Annotated in this window: 19 protein-coding genes and 1 riboswitch; all 19 genes read left to right on the top strand. The window is 36.2% G+C overall.

Translation table 11 applies throughout. The features are described 5' to 3' along the window. Positions 1–135: 135 nt before the first annotated feature. Positions 136–1035 carry a polysaccharide deacetylase family protein gene (locus ACUXEY_RS09570; protein WP_166702038.1) on the top strand — a complete coding sequence of 300 codons (900 nt, stop codon included), beginning with the start codon at positions 136–138 and terminating at the stop codon, positions 1033–1035. Positions 1036–1121: 86 nt separating this feature from the next. Then, on the top strand, positions 1122–2363 hold the full coding sequence (locus ACUXEY_RS09565) for a M16 family metallopeptidase (protein WP_000592989.1): 1242 nt from the start codon (positions 1122–1124) through the stop codon (positions 2361–2363). Positions 2364–2493: 130 nt separating this feature from the next. Further along, positions 2494–2745, top strand: coding sequence for a YlmC/YmxH family sporulation protein (locus ACUXEY_RS09560; RefSeq protein ID WP_166702039.1), 252 nt, complete (start codon positions 2494–2496; stop codon positions 2743–2745). 226 nt (positions 2746–2971) lie between these two features. Next, positions 2972–3874 carry a dipicolinic acid synthetase subunit A gene (gene dpaA / locus ACUXEY_RS09555; protein ID WP_048530477.1) on the top strand — a complete coding sequence of 301 codons (903 nt, stop codon included), beginning with the start codon at positions 2972–2974 and terminating at the stop codon, positions 3872–3874. Further along, the gene (gene dpaB / locus ACUXEY_RS09550) at positions 3871–4470 is read left to right on the top strand and encodes a dipicolinate synthase subunit B (protein ID WP_076539667.1); all 600 of its coding nucleotides are present in this window, start codon (positions 3871–3873) and stop codon (positions 4468–4470) included. Before dpaA ends, dpaB begins: the two co-directional genes overlap by 4 nt. A 150-nt stretch (positions 4471–4620) precedes the next feature. Next, the gene (gene asd / locus ACUXEY_RS09545; protein ID WP_210625271.1) at positions 4621–5667 is read left to right on the top strand and encodes an aspartate-semialdehyde dehydrogenase; all 1047 of its coding nucleotides are present in this window, start codon (positions 4621–4623) and stop codon (positions 5665–5667) included. Positions 5668–5690: 23 nt separating this feature from the next. Further along, the gene (dapG, locus tag ACUXEY_RS09540; RefSeq protein ID WP_166702041.1) at positions 5691–6923 is read left to right on the top strand and encodes an aspartate kinase; all 1233 of its coding nucleotides are present in this window, start codon (positions 5691–5693) and stop codon (positions 6921–6923) included. 11 nt (positions 6924–6934) lie between these two features. Continuing rightward, the gene (gene dapA, locus ACUXEY_RS09535) at positions 6935–7813 is read left to right on the top strand and encodes a 4-hydroxy-tetrahydrodipicolinate synthase (RefSeq protein ID WP_210625270.1); all 879 of its coding nucleotides are present in this window, start codon (positions 6935–6937) and stop codon (positions 7811–7813) included. Between the two features lie 763 nt (positions 7814–8576). Beyond that, on the top strand, positions 8577–10247 hold the full coding sequence (locus ACUXEY_RS09530; RefSeq protein ID WP_000823086.1) for a ribonuclease J: 1671 nt from the start codon (positions 8577–8579) through the stop codon (positions 10245–10247). Positions 10248–10351: 104 nt separating this feature from the next. Then, entirely contained in the window at positions 10352–11101 is a 750-nt protein-coding gene (gene tepA / locus ACUXEY_RS09525) for a translocation-enhancing protein TepA (RefSeq protein WP_166702043.1), read from the top strand. After that, positions 11098–11301 carry a YlzJ-like family protein gene (locus ACUXEY_RS09520; protein ID WP_461300565.1) on the top strand — a complete coding sequence of 68 codons (204 nt, stop codon included), beginning with the start codon at positions 11098–11100 and terminating at the stop codon, positions 11299–11301. The genes tepA and ACUXEY_RS09520 overlap by 4 nt, the downstream gene beginning before the upstream one ends. Positions 11302–11511: 210 nt before the next feature. Beyond that, positions 11512–13893, top strand: coding sequence for a DNA translocase FtsK (locus ACUXEY_RS09515; RefSeq protein ID WP_166702044.1), 2382 nt, complete (start codon positions 11512–11514; stop codon positions 13891–13893). Positions 13894–14096: 203 nt separating this feature from the next. Beyond that, a riboswitch (purine riboswitch) is annotated at positions 14097–14198 on the top strand. 233 nt (positions 14199–14431) lie between these two features. Further along, complete coding sequence (locus ACUXEY_RS09510) at positions 14432–15157, top strand: GntR family transcriptional regulator (protein ID WP_000114176.1); 726 nt, start codon at positions 14432–14434, stop codon at positions 15155–15157. Positions 15158–15247: 90 nt separating this feature from the next. After that, the gene (locus tag ACUXEY_RS09505; RefSeq protein WP_461300564.1) at positions 15248–16315 is read left to right on the top strand and encodes a BMP family lipoprotein; all 1068 of its coding nucleotides are present in this window, start codon (positions 15248–15250) and stop codon (positions 16313–16315) included. Positions 16316–16423: 108 nt separating this feature from the next. Continuing rightward, positions 16424–17956 (top strand): ABC transporter ATP-binding protein, encoded by a 1533-nt coding sequence (locus tag ACUXEY_RS09500; RefSeq protein ID WP_429599407.1) that lies wholly within the window; start codon positions 16424–16426, stop codon positions 17954–17956. After that, positions 17949–19007 carry an ABC transporter permease gene (locus tag ACUXEY_RS09495; protein ID WP_210625266.1) on the top strand — a complete coding sequence of 353 codons (1059 nt, stop codon included), beginning with the start codon at positions 17949–17951 and terminating at the stop codon, positions 19005–19007. Before ACUXEY_RS09500 ends, ACUXEY_RS09495 begins: the two co-directional genes overlap by 8 nt. Continuing rightward, positions 19008–19967 (top strand): ABC transporter permease, encoded by a 960-nt coding sequence (locus tag ACUXEY_RS09490; RefSeq protein WP_166702048.1) that lies wholly within the window; start codon positions 19008–19010, stop codon positions 19965–19967. Between the two features lie 198 nt (positions 19968–20165). After that, the gene (yfmF, locus tag ACUXEY_RS09485) at positions 20166–21440 is read left to right on the top strand and encodes an EF-P 5-aminopentanol modification-associated protein YfmF (RefSeq protein WP_071758851.1); all 1275 of its coding nucleotides are present in this window, start codon (positions 20166–20168) and stop codon (positions 21438–21440) included. Beyond that, positions 21441–22727 carry an EF-P 5-aminopentanol modification-associated protein YfmH gene (gene yfmH, locus ACUXEY_RS09480; RefSeq protein WP_048530459.1) on the top strand — a complete coding sequence of 429 codons (1287 nt, stop codon included), beginning with the start codon at positions 21441–21443 and terminating at the stop codon, positions 22725–22727. Positions 22728–22729 lie beyond the last annotated feature (2 nt).

Raw genomic sequence — 22729 nt, 5'->3', positions numbered from 1 at the left:
CTGGCTTTTTTTGTTATGTAAAAATATGATTTATATATATTTTTATGTCAGCATAGGTATAGTTTTCATTATAACGCTCAAATTAACAAAGATAAGAAGAAAAATGGTTTTTATATAGTTAATGGGAGGGTTTATATGAAAGCTCGTATATTGGCATACATATGCATATTCTTATTATATGTCAGTGCAGGCTCTTATTCCGTTTTTGCACAGGATAACTTATATGAAGAAATTCAAAAGCATGCAAAACAATATGAGATTGCACCTCAAAATGCGATGATTGATAAGATATGGAAAGCAACACCAGGATATAATGGAAGACAAGTTGATATTGAAGCATCCTATAACAATATGAAGAAGCTAAAGGAATTTGATCAAAAACATCTTGAATTCAAGGAAGTATCACCGAGTGTCCACTTAGAAGATTTATCACCCGCTCCAATTTATAGGGGGCATCCGAATAAAAAGATGGTGGGATTAACAATAAATGTGGCATGGGGAAACGAGTATTTGCCTCGTATATTAGAAATATTGAAAAAGCATGATGTGAAGGCGACTTTCTTTTTAGAAGGGCGTTGGGTGAAAGAAAATTTGCGGTTTGCAAAAATGATTGTCGATGCAAATCAAGAAGTCGGAAATCATTCTTATACGCACCCTAATATGAAAACGCTATCGTCTGATGAAATACGAGAGCAGTTACAAAAAACAAATCGAATGATTGAAGCTGCTACGAATCAAAAGGTGAGATGGTTTGCCCCGCCGAGTGGAAGTTTTCGGGATGAAGTCGTGAAAATCGCTGATGATTTCCAAATGGGAACGATTATGTGGACTGTCGATACAATCGATTGGAAGCGACCTGAGCCAGATGTACTATTGCAGAGAGTAATGAGAAAAATACACCCAGGTGCTATCGTATTAATGCATCCTACTTCGTCAACGGCAGAAGCATTAGATACAATGATTACAAAATTGAAGGAACTAGGATATAAAGTAGGGAATATAACAGAATTACTGGATGAAAAACGTGTGGATTAAATACATTTGCATGACATTCATCCTTAAACTTGTTATCATTAAATAATAGCACTTATTTAGAGAAACTGGCAGTAGGAGGAAAGTTTTTGATTAAAAAATATACTTGTAAAAATGGTGTAAGAATAGTTATGGAGAATATACCAACTGTAAGATCGGTTGCGATTGGTATTTGGATCCATGCGGGATCAAGAAATGAAAATGAAAAAAATAACGGGATTTCTCACTTTTTAGAGCATATGTTCTTTAAGGGGACAGAAACACGTAGTGCACGCGAAATTGCAGAATCATTTGATAGCATTGGTGGGCAAGTGAATGCTTTTACTTCAAAAGAATACACTTGTTACTATGCAAAAGTGCTAGATGAGCATGCTAAATATGCTTTAGATGTATTAGCAGACATGTTCTTTAATTCAACATTTGATGAAGAAGAATTGAAAAAAGAGAAGAATGTTGTATGTGAAGAAATTAAAATGTACGAAGATGCTCCAGATGATATTGTGCATGATATGTTAACGAAAGCAACATATGAAACGCATCCGCTTGGATATCCTATTTTAGGAACAGAAGAAACACTTGATACGTTTACAGGTGATACGCTACGCCAATATATTAAGGATCATTACACACCTGAAAATGTAGTTGTTTCAGTTGCAGGAAATATTGATGAAGCCTTCTTACAAACGGTAGAGCAATATTTCGGTAGTTATGAAGGAACAACAAACCGTGAACAAGTACATAGCCCAATTTTCCATTTTAATAAGGTAGCACGTAAAAAGGAAACAGAACAAGCTCATTTATGTTTAGGATATAAAGGCTTACAAATGGGACACGAAGATATTTATAACTTAATCGTATTAAATAACGTTTTAGGCGGTAGTATGAGTAGCCGTTTATTCCAAGAAGTACGTGAGCAACGCGGGTTAGCTTACTCAGTATTTTCTTACCATTCTTCTTATGAAGACACAGGTATGTTAACACTGTATGGTGGAACAGGTAGCCAACAATTAGATACACTGTATGAAACAATGCAAGAAACATTAGAAACATTGAAAAATACAGGTATTACAGAAAAAGAGCTTATTAATAGTAAAGAGCAATTAAAAGGAAACTTAATGCTAAGTTTAGAAAGTACGAATAGTCGTATGAGCCGTAATGGTAAAAATGAATTGCTACTTCGTAAGCATCGTTCACTTGATGAGATTATCGAAAGTGTAAACACTGTAACAAAAGAAAATGTAGATGGGTTAATTCGTAACATGTTTACAGATGAATTCTCTGCAGCATTAATTAGTCCAGATGGAAAACTTCCAAAAGGAATAAAACTATAATTACTTTATATGAAGTATGTAAAAATAACCGTATCTCTTTTAAGTGAGATACGGTTATTTTTTTTGGATATACAGAATAGGTACTAATTATAGATAACTTACATTCATAAATTCGGTAGGGGGAGAGTATATGCGATTAAGTGAATTAAGTGGAAAAGAGATTGTAAATTTAGAAAGAGCAGAAAAGATGGGGGTTCTAGGTTATGTGGATTTAGAAATTGATGAGAAGGATGGCCAAATACAGGCTCTTATCATACCTGCTGGGAAATGGGGAGGTTTTAAAAAGGAGCCACAAGAAATAAGAGTCACGTGGAGCCAAATTAAAAAAGTGGGGCATGATATGATCCTTTGTGATATTACGGATCGTTCAAATTCGAAGTGAAAGATGGCCATTTTGGTCATCTTTTTTTGTTCATTCCCTTTTGAGTATTAGTTTATTTTAATTGAGATTTGACTTTGGGGTATTACCGCATACAAAGAGCTGGATAAATCATACGTGCTTTTTGTTTTTCAATCACCTAAAACTCGTACATTACATATGATGTGGAGGAAAAAGAAAAAGTAGGCACTTTTCTTATAAATGACAGAAAAAGAAGGTGAATTAGGGAATGTTGACTGAGATGCATATTGCTGTCATAGGAGGAGATGCAAGACAGCTAGAAGTAATTCGCAAGCTAGTTGAATTGGATGCGAAGCTTTCATTGATAGGGTTTGATCAGTTAGATCATGGCTTCACAGGGGCAGCAAAAGAAAGTATACAAAATTTAGATTTCACTTCTGTAGATGCAATCATTTTGCCAGTTGCAGGTACAAATGCCAAGGGAGAAGTAGATACTATTTTTTCAAACGAAAAAGTTTCTATAACGAAAGAACAAATTGAAAAGACACCAGAACATTTTACTATATATTCAGGTATTGGTACGCCTTACTTGGAAAATCTCGTATCTACTACAAACCGCAAACTTATTAAATTATTTGATCGTGATGATGTGGCAATCTACAATTCTATTCCAACTGTAGAAGGTACATTAATGATGGTAATTCAACATACCGACTATACGATTCATGGTTCTAATGTAATGGTTTTAGGATTTGGTAGAACAGGGATGAGTGTTGCCAGAGCATTTCAATCATTAGGAGCCCATGTCAAAGTTGGAGCAAGACGATCGGAACATATTGCACGTATTACAGAAATGATGTTTACTCCTTTTCATATGCAGAACATTGAGAAAGAAGTAGGGGATATCGATATTGTCATTAATACAATTCCGCATCTCGTTGTGACAGCGAATGTCATTTCAAAAATGCCGGCTCATACGTTAGTAATTGATTTAGCTTCTAAACCAGGTGGTACCGACTTTAGATATGCGGAAAAAAGAGGAGTCAAAGCGTTATTAGCACCTGGACTACCAGGTATTGTTGCTCCAAAAACAGCAGGACAAATTTTAGCGAATGTTCTTTCTCAGTTACTGGCAGAAGACGTAATCGCAAGAAAGGAGAATGGGGAATGAATTTAAAGGGGAAAAGAATAGGGTTTGGTTTTACTGGCTCACATTGTACGTACGAAGAAGTAATGCCTCATTTAGAAAAGTTAATTGCTGAGGGAGCAGAAGTACGCCCCGTTGTTTCTTACACTGTTCAATCAACAAATACGAGATTTGGAGAAGGAGCAGAGTGGATTAAAAAGATTGAAGAAGTAACAGGCTTTAAAGCAATTAATTCAATTGTTGGTGCAGAACCACTAGGACCTAAAATTCCACTAGATTGCATGGTAATTGCACCACTAACCGGAAATTCTATGAGTAAATTTGCAAATGCAATGACAGACTCTCCAGTATTAATGGCAGCGAAAGCGACGCTAAGAAATGGCAAGCCTGTCGTATTAGCTGTTTCGACGAATGATGCTTTAGGGCTTAATGGGATTAACTTAATGCGCCTAATGGCAACAAAAAACATCTATTTCGTCCCATTCGGTCAAGATGCACCAGAGAAAAAACCGAACTCAATGGTAGCTCGCATGGAGCTGCTTGAAGATACAGTATTAGAAGCGCTGCAAGGGAAGCAATTGCAACCGGTTGTCGTAGAAAAATTCAGATATATGAATTAAAAAACGAAAAAAAACGGACAATTTTTGATGAAACCATCATTCTTACTGTAGAATATGATAAAATTAACGTTATTAAGATTAGAAGGGGTATTGTATACTCCTTCTGATTCTAAGTTATAGAAGGATTGGTATCTAGAAAGGGGCATAGTGATGGAAAAGCAAAAAACTTTTCATGTCGCTGTAGTTGGAGCAACCGGCGCAGTTGGTGAACAAATGTTAAATACTTTAGAGAAACGAGAATTTCCAATCGGGAAATTAACGTTACTTTCATCTAAACGATCTGCAGGTAAGAAACTTGTATTTAAAGGCGAAGAATTTACAGTTCAAGAGGCAACTCCTGAAAGTTTTGAAGGAGTAGATATCGCACTATTTAGTGCTGGTGGATCTGTATCAAAACAATTAGCGCCAGAAGCAGCAAAGCGCGGTGCGATTGTTGTTGATAATACAAGTGCATTCCGTATGACAGAAAACGTGCCACTTGTTGTACCTGAAGTAAATGAAAACGACTTAAAAGAACATAATGGTATTATTGCAAATCCAAACTGTTCTACAATTCAAATGGTAGTAGCTCTTGAGCCAGTTCGTCAGCAATATGGTTTAAAACGAGTAATCGTTTCCACATATCAAGCTGTATCAGGTGCTGGTGCGGCAGCGATTGAAGAACTTCATGAACAATCACAAGCAATCTTAAATGGTGAAGAAGTGAAGGCAAATGTTTTACCTGTATCAGGTGATAAGAAACATTTCCCGATCGCTTTCAACGCGATTCCACAGATTGATAAGTTCCAAGATAATGGATTTACATTTGAAGAAATGAAAATGATTAATGAAACGAAAAAAATTATGCATATGCCTGAATTAGAAGTAGCGGCAACATGTGTACGTTTACCAGTTGTATCAGGTCACTCTGAGTCTGTTTACATCGAAGTAGAAAAAGAAGGCGTAACAGTAGAAGAGTTAAAGAACTTACTTGCAAGTGCGGAAGGTATCGTTCTGCAAGATAACCCAGAAGAGCAGTTATATCCAATGCCAGCTACTGCAGTAGGTAAAAACGAAGTATTTGTTGGAAGAATCCGTAAAGATTTAAATAACGATAAAGGATTCCATCTTTGGGTCGTATCTGATAACTTATTAAAAGGCGCTGCATGGAATTCTGTTCAAATTGCAGAGCGCTTAGTAAAATTACAATTAGTGTAAACGGCTAAGAGAAGGTGCAAAATATGAAAATTATTGTTCAAAAATTTGGTGGTACATCTGTACGTGATGAAAATGGACGTAAACATGCGCTTCATCATATAAAAAAATCGCTAGATGCGGGTTATAAAGTAGTTACTGTCGTATCTGCTATGGGCCGTAAAGGTGAACCATATGCAACTGATACTTTGTTAAGTCTTGTAAATCAAGAGGAATCTCACATTTCTAATCGTGAGCAAGATTTATTATTATCATGCGGAGAATTAATCTCAGCAATCGTTTTCTCTAACATGTTAAATGAGAGCGGTATAAAAGCAGCGGCATTAAATGGTGCACAAGCTGGTTTTGTAACAAATGATGATTTTACAAATGCTAAGATTATTGAAATGAATTGCGATCGTATACATGAAGAGCTAGAAAATGTAGATGTAATCGTCGTTACAGGATTCCAAGGACAAACAAAAAAAGGTGATACGACAACACTTGGACGCGGAGGTAGCGATACTTCAGCTTCAGCGTTAGGTGTTGCGCTTCATGCTGAATTTATCGATATCTTCACAGATGTAGAAGGTGTTATGACTGCGGATCCTCGCATTGTAAAAGATGCACGTCACCTTCAAACTGTAACGTATAACGAAATTTGTAACATGGCTTACCAAGGTGCAAAAGTCGTTCATCCACGTGCAGTTGAAATTGCGATGCATGCGAAAGTACCTCTTCGTGTACGTTCTACGTATTCTGATAGTGAAGGTACACTTATTTCGGCATCTGACGGTGCGACAAAAGGCCGTGATGTAGAAGAACGTCCTGTTACAGGTATCGCACATGTATCAAATGTGACGCAAATTAAAGTGCTTGCAAAAGAAACAGCATATGATTTGCAGCAGCATGTGTTTAAAGAAATGGCGAATGAAGGAATCAGTGTCGATTTAATTAACATTTCACCTACTGGGGTAGCTTATACGGTGAGTGATAATGTATCAAAACGTGCAGTTGAATTATTACAAAACCTTGGATACGAGCCAATTGTGACAGAGCATTGTGCGAAAGTATCTATTGTAGGAGCTGGAATGGCAGGATACCCTGGGGTTACTGCGAAAATCGTTACAGCTTTAGCTGAAAAAGGTATTCAAATTCTGCAATCGGCAGATAGCCATACGACAATTTGGGTTCTTGTAAAAGAAACTGATTTAGTGGAGGCTGTAAATGCATTACATAGTGCGTTTGAGCTTTCAAAAGAAAAGCAACTGGAACAATAAGGAGTGAGACCATGATAGATTTTGGGACAATTGCAACCGCGATGGTAACTCCGTTTGATAAAAACGGAAATATCGATTTTGCAAAGACAACGAAATTGGTAAATTATTTAATAGATAACGGTACAACAGCAATCGTGGTAGGAGGAACGACAGGAGAATCTCCTACATTAACTTCAGAAGAAAAAGTAGCGTTATATCGCCATGTCGTATCTGTTGTCGATAAAAGGGTGCCCGTAATCGCTGGAACAGGTAGCAATAATACGCATGCTTCTATTGATTTAACTAAAAAGGCAACAGAAGTTGGTGTGGACGCAGTAATGCTAGTAGCACCGTATTATAACAAACCGAGTCAAGAAGGAATGTATCAGCACTTTAAAGCAATTGCTGAAAGCACGCCACTTCCGGTTATGCTATATAACGTTCCAGGACGATCTATTGTACAAATCTCCGTTGATACAGTTGTTCGTTTATCAGAAATAGAAAACATTGTTGCGATTAAAGATGCAGGCGGCGATGTGTTAACAATGACAGAAATCATTGAAAAAACAGCGGACGACTTTGCAGTATACAGCGGTGATGACGGTTTAACGTTACCAGCTATGGCAGTTGGAGCGAAAGGTATCGTTTCTGTAGCATCTCATGTTATCGGAAATGAGATGCAAGAAATGATTGCAGCATTCCAAGCTGGTGAATTTAAGAAGGCGCAAAAATTACATCAATTACTTGTAAGAGTAACGGATTCATTATTTATGGCGCCAAGCCCAACACCAGTAAAAACAGCGTTACAAATGGTTGGATTAGATGTAGGTTCTGTACGTTTACCACTTCTTCCATTAACAGAAGAAGAAAGAGCAACGTTACAATCTGTTATGCAATCTATCCCTCGTTAATAAAAAATGACCTAGTGTAGAACTAGGTCATTTTTTTATTGTATGAAAATCTTTTCTTCTCTTTTCTCATTTATATTTCTTCTTATAAGATCATTAACCGTTTTTTTTCATTATGAATTACAACATATATAAGAAAATAATCGTACCCCGTGAAATGAATCAAAAAATTATAGTGATTATAGAATAAACAGTAGTATAAACGTAATAAACTACCGCTTCTGTTTTTTAGAGAATTTCCCTTCAATTGTGACGTGATTCATAAAAAAACTCCATTTTGTAAGTGTTTTTGTTCAATTCTAGAAAAAAAGTCTTGAAACTCCATATTATGAAATAAATTTAGCGTATTTATGGCTATTTCTTCAAAATAATATGGAGTGTAAAATCGAAGTGAATATAAAGGAAATACGTTCGATACTTTTGTTATAATTCCGTTCTTTTACCTATTCTTTCGCACGATTTAACTTGTGTTCTATTTCTTGTATCAGGTATAATATGGCTAAGTAGCTTAGTACGGGTATGCTTAGCAAAATTGGTAAAAATTATAATTTGATTACATTTTCATATCATATCGAATAAGATATTTGATTTATATAATGAAAGAGAGGTGAAACCTGGTTTAAAAAATAAACAAGGACATGATATCGCATAACGGTAAGGACATTCGTCTTGGACGGTGAATATATGGTGGTTGTAGAGTTTCCCCTGGTGTCTCTGCAATTTTAGTGAAATCAGTGTTTGAAAGATTTTTAAACCAGGCAACAACATGAAGAGAAAAGAGAATGAGTCTGTTAAAGTATTTGCTCTTGGTGGAGTAGGTGAAATCGGGAAAAACATGTACTGTGTTGAAATTGATTCTGAAATCTTTATTGTAGATGCAGGGTTAATGTTCCCGGGAGATGAAATGTTTGGAATTGATATCGTTATTCCTGATATTACATATTTAGTGGAAAATCAAGAGCGAGTAAAAGGTTTATTTATTACTCATGGTCATGAAGATCATATTGGTGGTATTGTTTACGTACTTCGTAAATTATCTATTCCAGTGTATGCAACAAAATTAACAGTAGGACTTATACAAGAAAAACTTGGCGAAGCGGGTATGTTAGGCCGTGTAGACTTAAAAACAATCGATTCAAATTCAACAGTAGAGTTTAATACTACAACGGTGTCATTCTTTGGAACGACACATAGTATTCCAGATTCTGTTGGTGTTTGTTTCCATACATCAAAAGGTGCGATTGTATATACAGGAGACTTTAAATTCGATCAAACTCCAATTGGAAATAGTGGAGCAGATCTTGGAAAAATGGCTCAAATCGGAAATGAAGGCGTACTATGCTTATTATCTGATAGTACAAATGCTGAGCGTCCAGGCTATACAGGTTCTGAAAAAGAAGTTGGTGTAGAAATTTCTAAAGTGTTCTACGGCGCAGAAGGACGTATTATCGTTGCTTCATTTGCATCGAATGTACATCGTATTCAACAAGTATTTGATGCAGCTGCTGAAACAGGACGAAAAGTAGCGGTTGTAGGACGTAGTATGGTGAAAGTAGTAGATATCGCAAGACGTCTTGGTTATTTAGATGTTCCAGAAGGTATGGTTATTTCACTACAAGAAGTAGACAATTTCCCAGAGAAAAAGGTAGCTATTTTAACGACAGGTAGCCAAGGTGAACCAATGGCGGCCCTTTCTAGAATGGCGAAGCAAGCTCATAAACAAATTTCAATTCGTAAAGGTGATACGGTTATTATTGCGGCTTCTCCAATTCCGGGTAATGAAATATCTGTATCAAAAATTATCGACTTGTTATTTAGAGCGGGAGCTGAAGTTGTTTATTACGGTGAAAGAAAAGTTCACGTTTCAGGTCACGGTAGCCAAGAAGAATTAAAATTAATGTTAAATTTAATGAAACCGAAATATTTTGTACCCGTACATGGTGAGTTCCGTATGCAAAAAGCACATGCATACTTAGCTGAAGATGTAGGTATTGCAAGAGAAAATATCTTTATCGTAGAAAAAGGCGATGTAATTGGTTTTGGTGACGATGAAGCGAACTTAGTTGGTAAAGTGCAAGCTGGCAATGTATTAATTGATGGATTAGGTGTAGGTGACGTTGGTAATATCGTTCTTCGCGATAGAAAAATGTTATCTCAAGATGGAATATTAGTAGTTGTTGTAACACTTGGTAAGGATGAAAAGAAAATTGTTTCTGGTCCAGAAATCATTTCACGTGGTTTTGTGTATGTACGTGAATCAGAAGCGTTAATTGACCGCTCTACAGAGATTGTACGTATGATTGTTGAGCAATCAATTAAAGAATATTCAATTGAATGGTCTATGCTAAAACAAAATATTCGTGAATTATTAGGACAGTTCTTGTACGAAGAGACAAAGAGAAAACCTATGATTTTACCGATTATTATGGAAGTTTAAAAAAGGTCACCTTTACGGGTGATCTTTTTTTCTTTTTAAACTCTATCGAATGAAATTTATAACTTAAGAAATAATAGTGATATACGAGTGAAAGGGGATGCGATATGACAGAACGTGATCATTATACAAATGAAGAGAAAGAGGCTGAGCCGAAAGAAACTGGAAAAGAAGCTTCAATAGTGGAAAAAATTCAACAGCTTGGACAAACGAATGTACCACAAATGAATGAATCGCGTATTCATTGTTTAACAATTATTGGACAGGTGGAAGGTCATGTCCAATTGCCGCCGCAAAATAAAACAACAAAATATGAGCATATCATTCCGCAAATTGTTGCGATTGAACAAAATCCGAAAATAGAAGGTTTACTTTTAATATTAAACACGGTCGGAGGTGACGTTGAAGCCGGGCTAGCAATTTCTGAAATGGTCGCTTCACTTTCAAAGCCGACTGTATCACTTGTTCTGGGCGGAGGACATTCTATTGGTGTACCAATTGCTGTTTCTACGGATTATTCATTTATTGCGGAAACTGCGACGATGACAATCCATCCTATTCGCCTAACAGGGCTTGTTATAGGTGTGCCGCAAACATTTGAGTATTTAGATAAAATGCAAGAAAGAGTCATTCGATTTGTGACGAAGCATTCGAAAGTAACGGAAGATCGTTTTAAAGAGCTTATGTTTGCGAAAGGAAATTTAACGCGAGATATTGGTACGAATGTAATTGGTGGAGATGCAGTGAAGTATGGTCTTATAGATGATGTCGGTGGTATCGGAAATGCGATTCGAAAACTGAATGAATTAATAGATGCTCGCGGAGATGATAGTACAGAAGGGACAATGTTACAATGATTTTATATACAATTATGCCAGAGCAACAAGTGTATCCACCCGATTATTCGCAATGTGAAAGTCAAAAAATCGTAAATATAAATGGTGTTGAATTAATGGTTTCAGAAGAAGAACATGGGTATTATTCGATTGTACGTGTATTAAGTACGGATCCGTTTCACTACTTAGAGTTTGAGCCTGGTCAGAAAATAACCTTTTAGTAAAAAGAAGGATTTTGTTTAGAAGCTATGGTATAATATAAAAAACAAGACGGTTGAGCAGCCATGAGAGGGCTGCTTTCTTCTGTTTATTTAACATTTTACAAGAAGTGTAAAAATAGAAGATATAGAGACCTGAAAAAATAGAGAAAACAGACATATGAGTAGAGTTTTTAGGAGGCTTTACGTATATGTAGAACACGAGGTGAAGAAATGGCAAAACAAAAGCAAAGAGGGACAAAGGCAAAGGCAAGACGTACGATAAAGCCAACTTTGTATTATGAAATCGTCGGTTTAACTCTTTTTGCACTTTCAATCATTACGATTTTACAGCTAGGTGTTGTAGGAAAATCGTTTGTGTTATTTTTTCGCTTCTTCTTTGGTGAGTGGTACATAATTGGTGTGTTAGGTGTAATAGCTTTATCCGTTTCATTCGTTATAAAACGTGGATGGCCGAACCTTTTAAATAAACGGTTAATCGGTTTTTATTTAATAGTATTGGCGATATTAATGTTTAGTCATATTACATTATTTAACCTTCTTACGAAAGATGGAGCAGTGCAAAATACTTCTGTTATTGTGAGTACGAAAGATAATTTCTTTCTTGAAATGAAAAAAGGGCCAGATAGTGTTCATTTAGGTGGTGGCATGTTTGGTGCGCTTATGTTCGCGACTTGTTATTTCTTGTTTGACGAAGTAGGAGCTTATATTATTGGTATTATTTTAGTTATTCTCGGTATACTTTGTATAACAAATAAGCATATTGGAGAAGTGTTAGCTCCAGTTGGTAGAATCCTTAGAAGTCAATTTCAAGTGATGCAAGGGGACTATAAAGATTGGAGAGCGAAAAGAACGGCTGAACAAACAGAAAAGAAAAAAACAACAAGAAGCACAAGGAGCAAACGTGCTGCAGAACAAGAAGAAATTGTTGAGCCGATGGAAGAAATCTCAATTGATCCTCCGATTATTTCAAATTTCACTGAAAATTATCCAGTAAATGAAGAAGAGGATAAACGAATTGAAGTAGAGGAAGAAGAGTTAATCACTTCACCATTTATCGAAGAGGCTCCGCCAATTGAAGAGCCGAAGAAAAAGCGTGGAGAAAAAATCGTTGAATCGCTAGAAGGAGAAACACAAGCGCCTCCTATGCAATTTTCAAATGTAGAAAATAAAGATTACAAGCTTCCCGCACTTGATATATTGAAATTTCCAAAGAATAAGCAAGTTACAAATGAAAATGCGGAAATTTATGAGAATGCTCGTAAATTGGAACGTACTTTCCAAAGCTTTGGAGTGAAAGCGAAAGTAACAAAAGTACATAGAGGTCCTGCAGTTACAAAATATGAAGTGTATCCTGATATGGGAGTAAAGGTAAGCAAAATCGTTAGTTTAAGTGATGATTTAGCACTTGCTTTAGCTGCGAAAGACATTCGTATTGAAGCACCTATTCCCGGGAAATCAGCTGTAGGAATTGAAGTTCCAAACTCAGAAGTGTCTATGGTAACGCTTAGAGAAGTTCTTGATTCTAAAGCTAATAATCACCCTGAAGAGAAGTTATTAATTGGTCTTGGACGAGATATTACAGGTGAAGCTGTATTAGCCCGTTTAAATAAAATGCCCCATTTACTAGTGGCCGGTGCGACAGGTAGCGGGAAAAGTGTATGTATTAACGGTATTATTGTTAGTATTTTAATGCGTGCAAAACCACATGAAGTAAAATTAATGATGATCGATCCGAAAATGGTAGAGTTAAATGTATATAATGGTGTGCCTCATTTATTAACACCAGTTGTAACTGATCCGAAAAAGGCCTCACAAGCATTGAAAAAAGTTGTGAGTGAAATGGAACGTCGTTATGAGTTGTTTGCTCATAGTGGCACGCGAAATATTGAAGGATATAATGATTATATAAAAGAACATAATAATCAATCAGAAGCGAAACAACCGGAATTACCTTATATTGTCGTAATTGTGGACGAGTTAGCAGATTTAATGATGGTTGCTTCATCGGATGTAGAGGATGCGATTATGCGTCTAGCGCAAATGGCTCGTGCAGCTGGTATTCATTTAATTATCGCAACGCAGCGTCCATCAGTTGATGTCATTACGGGAGTTATTAAAGCGAATATTCCATCACGTATTGCATTCGCTGTATCTTCTCAAACAGATTCTCGTACAATTCTTGACGGCGGTGGTGCAGAGAAACTACTAGGTCGTGGAGATATGCTGTTTATACCAATTGGTGCATCGAAGCCTGTACGTGTACAAGGTGCGTTTTTATCAGATGATGAAGTTGAGAGAGTTGTAGAATATGTTATTGGTCAGCAAAAAGCGCAATATCAAGAAGATATGATTCCGCAAGATGTTCCTGATACGAAGCAGGAAGTAGAAGATGAATTATATGATGAAGCAGTTCAGCTCGTAGTGGAAATGCAAACGGCATCTGTTTCTATGTTGCAACGTAGGTTTAGAGTTGGTTATACGCGAGCTGCTCGTTTAATTGATGCAATGGAAATGAATGGTGTAGTAGGTCCGTATGAAGGTAGTAAACCACGAGAAGTGCTCATTAATGATGTACAAGAAAAAAGTTCATAAAAAAAGCCTAATTGTTTTTACAATTAGGCTTTTTTATATGCTGGTTTTGTTATATACTATGTTCAGAGATAAAGAAAGGGCTTACATTTGGAGTGATTCTTTAGAATACGAATACTTTGGTGTTGTTTTTTGTGAACGTTCGATATTTAATGTGGAAAAATGTTAAATTTTGTTGACACGTATGGGAGCAAGTGGTAAGATTACTTCGAAAAGAATCACTGCCTCATATAATCTTGGAGATAAGGTCCATAAGTTTCTACCTGGCAACCATGAATTGCTGGACTATGAGGGGAAAAGTGTGTAACAAAGGATGTAAGAGATCTTTGTGCCGAACTTTTTCTCGAAATGAGGAATGTTTATGGTGCAAAGTTTTTTTTATGCAGTAAAGAGTGAAAATTTCATCTTAAAAAATTATTGATATTTATTCGACAATTGTGCTTATTTTTACTGTTTAGTAATTTTTATTATGTTGTAAGTTGAAAAAAGAGAAAAGAAGTCTTACATCAGAGGTCGAATAATTGAAATGCGGGGGAGTCTTATGTCAGTAAAATCCGATAGTCGTCACCTATATTTACGGGTGATTGATCACATCAAAGAAAAAATTAAAGATGGAGCTTACAAAGAAAGACAAAAGTTACCATCAGAGTTTGATTTAGCGAAAGAACTTGGCGTAAGTAGAGCGACTTTAAGGGAAGCACTGCGTATTTTAGAAGAAGAAAATGTTGTCATTCGTAGACATGGTGTAGGAACATTTGTAAATGCTAAGCCGTTATTTTCTTCTGGGATTGAACAACTTTCTAGTATTACAGATATGATTTCTAGTGTGGGGAAAACACCAGGAACTATCTTTCTATCATCATCTACAACAAGTTTAACAGAAGAAGAAAAAGAGAAGTTTAATAGTGAAGATGGTTTTAATGCAGTGATGATCGAGCGTGTGCGTACAGCAGATGGGGAACCTGTTGTATATTGTATCGATAAACTTGCAAAAGAAATCTTGCCGGATTTATCGGGATACAATGAAGAATCGTTACTAACGGTGATACATAATAACACGCATAAGCGCATAACATATGCGGTTGCTCATATTGAGCCAATTGGCTATCATCCGAAAATCTCACCGATTTTAGAATGTGAACCAGAGACAGCACTGCTAGTATTAAAACAAATGCACTATGATCAAAATGATGAGCCAATCTTATATTCTATTAATTACTTTAGAGCTGATAAGTTTAGCTTCCACGTATTAAGAAAACGTATGTAGGTAAGTTCCTTTTTAGGGAGGTGACAGCAAGAAGTTAGGGACAGCAGCGTATAAAAAAATAGACAATTCATTTCAGGAGGGGTTTCTAGTATGAAGAAAAAAACAGGTCTTTTATTATCATTAACATTAGCAGCAAGTGCGGTTTTAGGTGCGTGTGGTAACTCGGATAAAGCGAGTAGCGACAAAAAAGAGTTTAAAGTTGGTATGGTTACAGATGTTGGGGGCGTTGATGACAAATCATTTAACCAATCAGCTTGGGAAGGTTTAACGAAATTCGGTAAAGACAATAATTTAAAGAAAAATGAAGGATATCGTTATCTTCAATCAAGTAAAGATGCTGATTATATCCCGAACTTAACGAAGTTTGCGAAAGATCATTATAACACAACATTTGGTATTGGTTACTTAATGGAAAAATCAATCGAAAAAGTGGCCGAGCAGTATCCAAAAGAGCAATTTGCGATTGTAGATACAGTTGTAGAAAAGCCAAACGTAACAAGTATTACATTTAAAGACCACGAAGGTTCATTCTTAGTTGGTGCTGTAGCAGCAATGACGACAAAATCAAATAAAGTTGGATTTGTTGGTGGTGTGAAAAGCCCATTAATTACAAAATTTGAATCAGGTTTCAAAGCTGGTGCAAAAGCAGTAAATCCAAATATCGAAATCGTATCACAATATGCTGATGCATTTGATAAGCCAGAAAAAGGATCTGTATTAGCTTCAGCAATGTACGGTGGTGGAGTTGACGTAATTTATCATGCTTCAGGTGCAACTGGTAACGGTGTATTCACAGAAGCGAAAAACCGTAAGAAAAAAGGTGAAAACGTTTGGGTAATCGGTGTTGACCGTGACCAAAATCAAGAAGGTATGCCTGAAAACGTAACTTTAACTTCGATGGTAAAACGTGTTGATGTTGCAGTAGCAAAAGTAGCACAAGAAGCGAAAGATGGTAAGTTAAAAGGCGGTAAAGTAGAAGAGTTTGGTTTAAAAGATGATGGCGTTGGTATTGCGAAAACAACTGATAATGTGAAAAAAGTAAACCCAGAAATTTTAACTAAAATAGAAGATTTTGAGAAGAAAATTACTGCTGGTGAAATTAAAGTACCTGCAACTGACGAAGAATATAAAACATATGAAGCTTCTCTAAAGAAATAATAATAGAGAAATAGCAAAGGTTAGTTCGTAGAACTAACCTTTGCATATATAAAAATACTTTTAATAGAGTGTAATTAGGGAGTGTTCCCTGCTAAAAGGAGGAACAAAATGGAATACGTAATTGAGATGAACAATATTACAAAAGTATTCCCAGGCATTGTAGCGAATGATGATATTACGCTGCAAGTAAAACAGGGAGAAATACATGCTTTACTTGGAGAAAATGGTGCAGGGAAATCAACGCTGATGAATGTGCTGTTCGGTTTGTATCAACCAGAACAGGGAGAAATCAAAATTAAAGGGAAACCTGTTGAAATTACGAATCCGAATATAGCAAATGACCTTGGTATTGGGATGGTCCATCAGCATTTTATGCTTGTTCATAATTTTACAGTTACAGAGAATATTATTCTCGGAAATGAACCAAAGAAAAATGGAAAAATTGCTGTTGAAGAAGCCGCAAAAGAAATTAAGCAATTATCTGAACAGTACGGTTTAGCTGTTGATCCACATGCGAAAATTGAAGATATTTCTGTTGGGATGCAGCAAAGGGTTGAAATATTAAAGACTCTTTATCGTGGTGCTGAGATTTTAATATTTGATGAGCCAACTGCGGTGTTAACTCCTCAAGAAATTCATGAGTTGATTCAAATTATGAAAAAGCTTGTGCAAGAGGGGAAATCTATCATTCTGATTACACATAAGTTAAAAGAAATTATGGAAGTTTGCGATCGTTGTACAATTATTCGTAAAGGTAAGGGGATTGGTACTGTTGATGTAGCGGAAACGGATGAGCATAAACTTGCAGAGTTAATGGTCGGACGTCAAGTGAATTTTAAAACAGAAAAAATAGAAGCTAAACCAATGGAAGAAGTACTATCTATTGCAAACCTAATTGTTCATGATACGCGTAAGTTACCTGCTGTAAAAGGCCTTGACTTAACTGTTCGTGCAGGAGAAATCGTTGGGATTGCAGGGATTGATGGAAATGGTCAAAGTGAATTAATAGAGGCGATTACTGGTTTACGAAAAGTTGAGTCAGGTTCTATTGCAATTAAAGGAAAAGAAATAACGAATTGGCCTGTTCGAAGAATAACAGAAGAGGGGATTGGTCACATTCCTGAAGACCGTCATAAACACGGACTTGTTCTCGATTTTTCTGTTCGGGACAATATTGTTTTACAAACATACTATAAAAATCCATTTTCAAAGAAAGGGATTTTAAATTTTAGTAAGATTACAGAAAAAGCAAAAGCGCTTATTGAACAGTTTGATGTACGTACACCTGGTGAACACACGTTAGCTCGTGCTCTATCTGGTGGAAACCAACAAAAGGCAATTATCGCACGTGAAGTAGATCGTAATCCAGACTTATTAATTGCAGCGCAGCCAACACGTGGTTTAGATGTAGGTGCGATTGAATTTATTCATAAAAAATTAATCGAGCAGAGAGATAATGGGAAGGCAGTATTACTTTTATCTTTAGAGCTGGATGAAATTTTAAATGTAAGTGATCGAGTTGCTGTTATATATGAAGGGAAAATCGTGGCAATTGTTGATGCGAAAGAAACAAATGAACAACAGCTTGGGTTATTGATGGCCGGCGGGACAGGGAAAGAGAAGGTGAACACAAATGGCTAAAAAATTTTTAACAGAACGAACAATTAATATTTTAGTACCTGTGTTATCCGTAGTTTTCGGTTTACTTGTTGGTGCCATTGTAATGTTAGTTAGTGGATATGATCCAATTGTTGGATATGCCGCACTTTGGGAAGGAATGGTTGGTAATCCACAAGCTATCGGTGAGACATTGCGTACAATGATTCCGCTTGTACTAGCTGGTCTTTCAGTAGCATTTGCATTTCGTACAGGTCTTTTCAATATTGGGGTGGAAGGACAGTTATTAGTTGGGTGGCTTGCTGCTGTTTGGTTTGGATATGCAGTGTCGTTACCAGCAATTTTGCATATTCCGTTATCTATTTTAGTGGCAGCAATCGCCGGCGGTTTATGGGGGTTTATACCTGGATATTTAAAAGGGAAGCTTAAAGTAAATGAAGTAATTGTTACAATTATGATGAACTACATTGCACTTTATGTTACGTACGACCTTATTAAACGTTTTATTCATGAAGGTAATGAGAAATCTTATGATGTACAAGCAAGTGCTTCGTTAGCTTCTGATTGGTTATCTTCATTGACAGATGGATCTCGTTTACACTGGGGAATTGTTGTAGCTATTATCGTTGCAATTGTAATGTGGTTCTTATTAGATAGAACAACGTTAGGATATGAATTAAAATCGGTTGGTTTTAACCAAAATGCTTCTCAATATGCAGGGATGAAAGTATCGCGTAATGTTGTATTATCAATGACAATTGCGGGTGCTTTTGCCGGAATTGGTGGAGCTATGGAAGGATTAGGGACATTCCAAAGTATGACGGCGATGTCGTCGTTTACTGGTATCGGATTTGATGGGATTGCGGTAGCGCTTCTAGGAGGAAATAATCCATTTGGTATATTATTAGCAGCTTTACTGTTCGGTGGTTTGAAAAGTGCAGCTCCACAGATGAATTTTGAAGCAGATGTACCTTCTGAGTTAATTAACGTTATTATTGCATGTATTATTTTCTTTGTTGCGTGCAGTTATGTTTTACGCTGGGCACTTACACGCATGAGCAAGGAGGGAAAATAAATGAGCTTTTTAGATATTTTAGCCATTCTTGTGACGGGTACGTTATATACGGCAGCGCCACTTATTTTTACGGCGTTAGGTGGAGTGTTCAGTGAACGTTCTGGAGTTGTAAATATAGCGTTAGAAGGTTTAATGTTATTTGGTGCATTTATCGGTATTGTTACAACGTTATTAATGGGTGATACGTGGGGATCGATGACACCTTGGATCGCACTATTATTTGCAGCGATTGGTAGTGGCTTATTTGCACTTCTTCACGCAGTAGCATCTATTACATTCCGTGCAGATCAAGTGGTGAGCGGGGTAGCGATTAACTTCTTAGCTCTTGGTTTAACAGTATTTGCGATTAAGAAAATCTTTGGCAAAGGACAAACTGATTTCATTCAATACCGCATTGAAAAAATCGATGTTCCGGGTCTTTCGGATATTCCGGTAATTGGAAAAATCTTTTTCTCAAATGTACCGTTAACATCATATATTGCTATTATTTTAGCGTTTGTCGTTTGGTATGTTATTTTTAAAACACCGTTCGGTCTTCGTCTTCGTGCGGTTGGTGAACATCCAATGGCAGCAGATACGATGGGTATTAACGTATATAAAATGCGTTATATTGCAGTAGCTATATCTGGTATGTTTGCAGGAGTAGGTGGAGCGGTCTTCGCTATGTCGATTTCTGGTAACTTCTCAGGTGCTACAATTACGGGACAAGGTTTCTTAGCGCTAGCAGCTATGATTTTCGGTAAATGGAATCCACTCGGTGCTCTTGGAGCGGCTCTGTTCTTCGGATTTGCTCAATCATTAGGAATAACTGGTGGTACAATTCCGGTATTAAAAGAAATTCCAAGTGTATTCTTAACGATATTACCGTATGTATTCACAATATTAGCACTTGTTGGTTTTGTAGGTCGTTCTGAAGCTCCGAAAGCGTTAGGAACTCCTTATGAAAAAGGAAAACGATAAGTATAAAAAAGCTCGCACATTAGTGCGGGCTTTTTTACATAGACTATATTTAATACGGAATTTTACGATGTTCCTTACAAATGAAAGTTTTTAGAAAGAGGTTAATGTAAGTATAGTGAGGAAGAAAAGTTGATTTTTTATTTCTAAAAACTGTATATTGAAGAGGAATATTCCTACATACGTAAAGGAGGGCTATAAATGAAACTAATGGAACAACAGTTACATGAGTTAGGTGGTTTGCGAGTACATATTATTCCAACTGATAAATATAAAACAAATACTTTTGTATTTCGTTTTAAGGCACCTTTAAATGAGGAGACGGTGACAGAGCGTGCCCTATTGCCATACGTATTGCAAAGTGCGACAGAAAAGCTTCCTTCTGTAATTCGTCTTCGTCAATATTTAGAAGAATTATATGGATCTTCTTTGGCAGTAGATGTAAGTAAAAAAGGAGAAGACCATATTATCTCTATTTATGTAGACATTGCAAATGAAGTTTATTTACATGATGCACCACCGTTATTTGAAAAAGCACTTTCTATGTTATCGGATATCGTTTTGCATCCAGCGACAGAGGGAAATGGTTTTCTACCTTCTATCGTAGAAAGTGAAAAGAGAGCACTCTTGCAACGAATTGAAGCTACGTACGATGATAAAATGCGCTATGCAAACGAGCGTTTAATTGAAGAAATGTGCAAAGTAGAACCGTATCGTTTAAGTGCAAATGGGAAAAAAGAGAGTGTTTCTTCTATTACAAATGAAAGTTTGTATCAATATTATCAAAAAGTGTTAGCAGAGGATGAAATGGATCTATACATTATTGGTGATATTTCAGAAAACGCAGTGGATCTTGTAAGTAAGTATTTTTCTATTTCAACGCGTCCTGTCAGAGAAAGAAATGTACTTCTTCATAAGAGAAATAATGAAGAAAAAGAAGTAGTTGAACAACAAGAATTAAAACAAAGTAAATTACACATCGGTTATCGTACGTTTATTACGTATAAAGATGAAGATTATTTTGCACTGCAATTGTTCAATGGATTGTTTGGAGGGTTTTCTCATTCGAAGTTATTCGTTAACGTTCGTGAAAAAAATAGTTTAGCGTACTATGCAGCATCCCGCTTTGAAAGTCATAAAGGCTTATTGTTTGTCATGTCAGGGATCGAAGCGAAAAATTATGAAAAAGCTGTTGAGATTATTAAAGAACAAATGTTAGCGATGCAAAATGGTGATTTTTCTGAAGAAGAGATGCATCAAACGAAAAGTGTCATTCAAAATCAAATATTAGAGGCGATTGATACACCGCGCGGATTTGTGGAAATGCTGTATCATGGCATTATTTCAGACCGTACGCGTCCAGTTGAAGAATGGCTTACAGGTATTGAAAGTGTGACGAAAGAAGAAATTGTGAAAGTTGCTAAAAATATTGAACTAGATACAATTTACTTTTTACAAGGAACGGAGGGAGAATAAATGGAGAAAATTGTTTATGAGCAATTAAAAGAGACACTCTATTATGAAAAACTTCCTAATGGATTAGATGTATATATTTTACCGAAGCAAGGATTTAATAAAACATTTGCAACGTTTACGACAAAATATGGTTCTATGGATAATACATTCGTACCACTAGGTAAAGAAGAAATGATTCGTGTGCCAGATGGAATTGCTCATTTTCTTGAGCATAAATTATTTGAAAAAGAAGATCACGATGCTTTCCAATTGTTTAGTAAACAAGGAGCATCAGCAAATGCTTTCACATCTTTCACAAGAACAGCTTACCTTTTTTCATGTACATCAAATGTAGAACAAAATTTAAATACATTGTTAAACTTCGTACAAGAACCGTACTTCTCTGAAAAAACAGTTGAGAAAGAGAAGGGGATTATTGGGCAAGAAATTCAAATGTATCAAGATAATCCGGATTGGCGCTTATACTTTGGGTTAATTGATAGCTTATTTGTAAAACATCCAATTAAAATTGATATTGCAGGGACAATCGAGTCTATTAGTAAAATTACGAAAGACCTATTATACGAGTGTTATGAAACGTTTTATCATCCGAGCAATATGTTACTATTTGTTGTGGGCGCAATTGATCCAGAGAAAACAATGGATTTAGTGCGTGAAAATCAAGCGAAAAAAGACTATAAAAATCAGCCGGAAATTGTACGTTCATTTGAAGAAGAACCAGATGCGGTAAATGAAAAAAAGAAAATTATTTCAATGCCTGTACAAACACCGAAATGTTTAGTGGGTATTAAAGCGACAAATTTAAAAGAAAAAGGAAAAGCCCTTTTAAAACAAGAAATTGCGCTTACGTTACTTTTAGATTATTTATTTGGAAAAAGCTCCGTTCATTACGAATCTTTATATAATGAAGGACTAATTGATGATTCGTTCTCGTATGATTATACGGAAGAGAATAACTTCGGTTTTGCAATGGTAGGCGGCGATACGAAGCAACCTGATGAGCTAGAAGAGCGTTTGAAAGGTATATTATTAAAGACAAATTATGATCAATTAGATGAGGCAGCATTAGAACGAGTGAAGAAAAAGAAAATAGGTGGATTTTTACGCTCATTGAATTCACCGGAATATATTGCGAATCAGTTTACACGATATGCATTTAATGAATCGAGTCTGTTTGAAGCATTAACGGTATTAGAAGGGGTAACTGTTCAAGATTTACAAGAAGTAGCGAAAACATTATTATCAGAAGAAAGAATGAGCGTTTGTCAGGTTTTACCGAAGAAATAAAA

The organism is Bacillus sp. F9_6S_D1_P_5, from assembly GCF_054823925.1.
The sequence above is the reverse complement of the archived record's forward strand: the minus strand, read 5'-3'. Positions and strand labels throughout refer to the sequence as shown.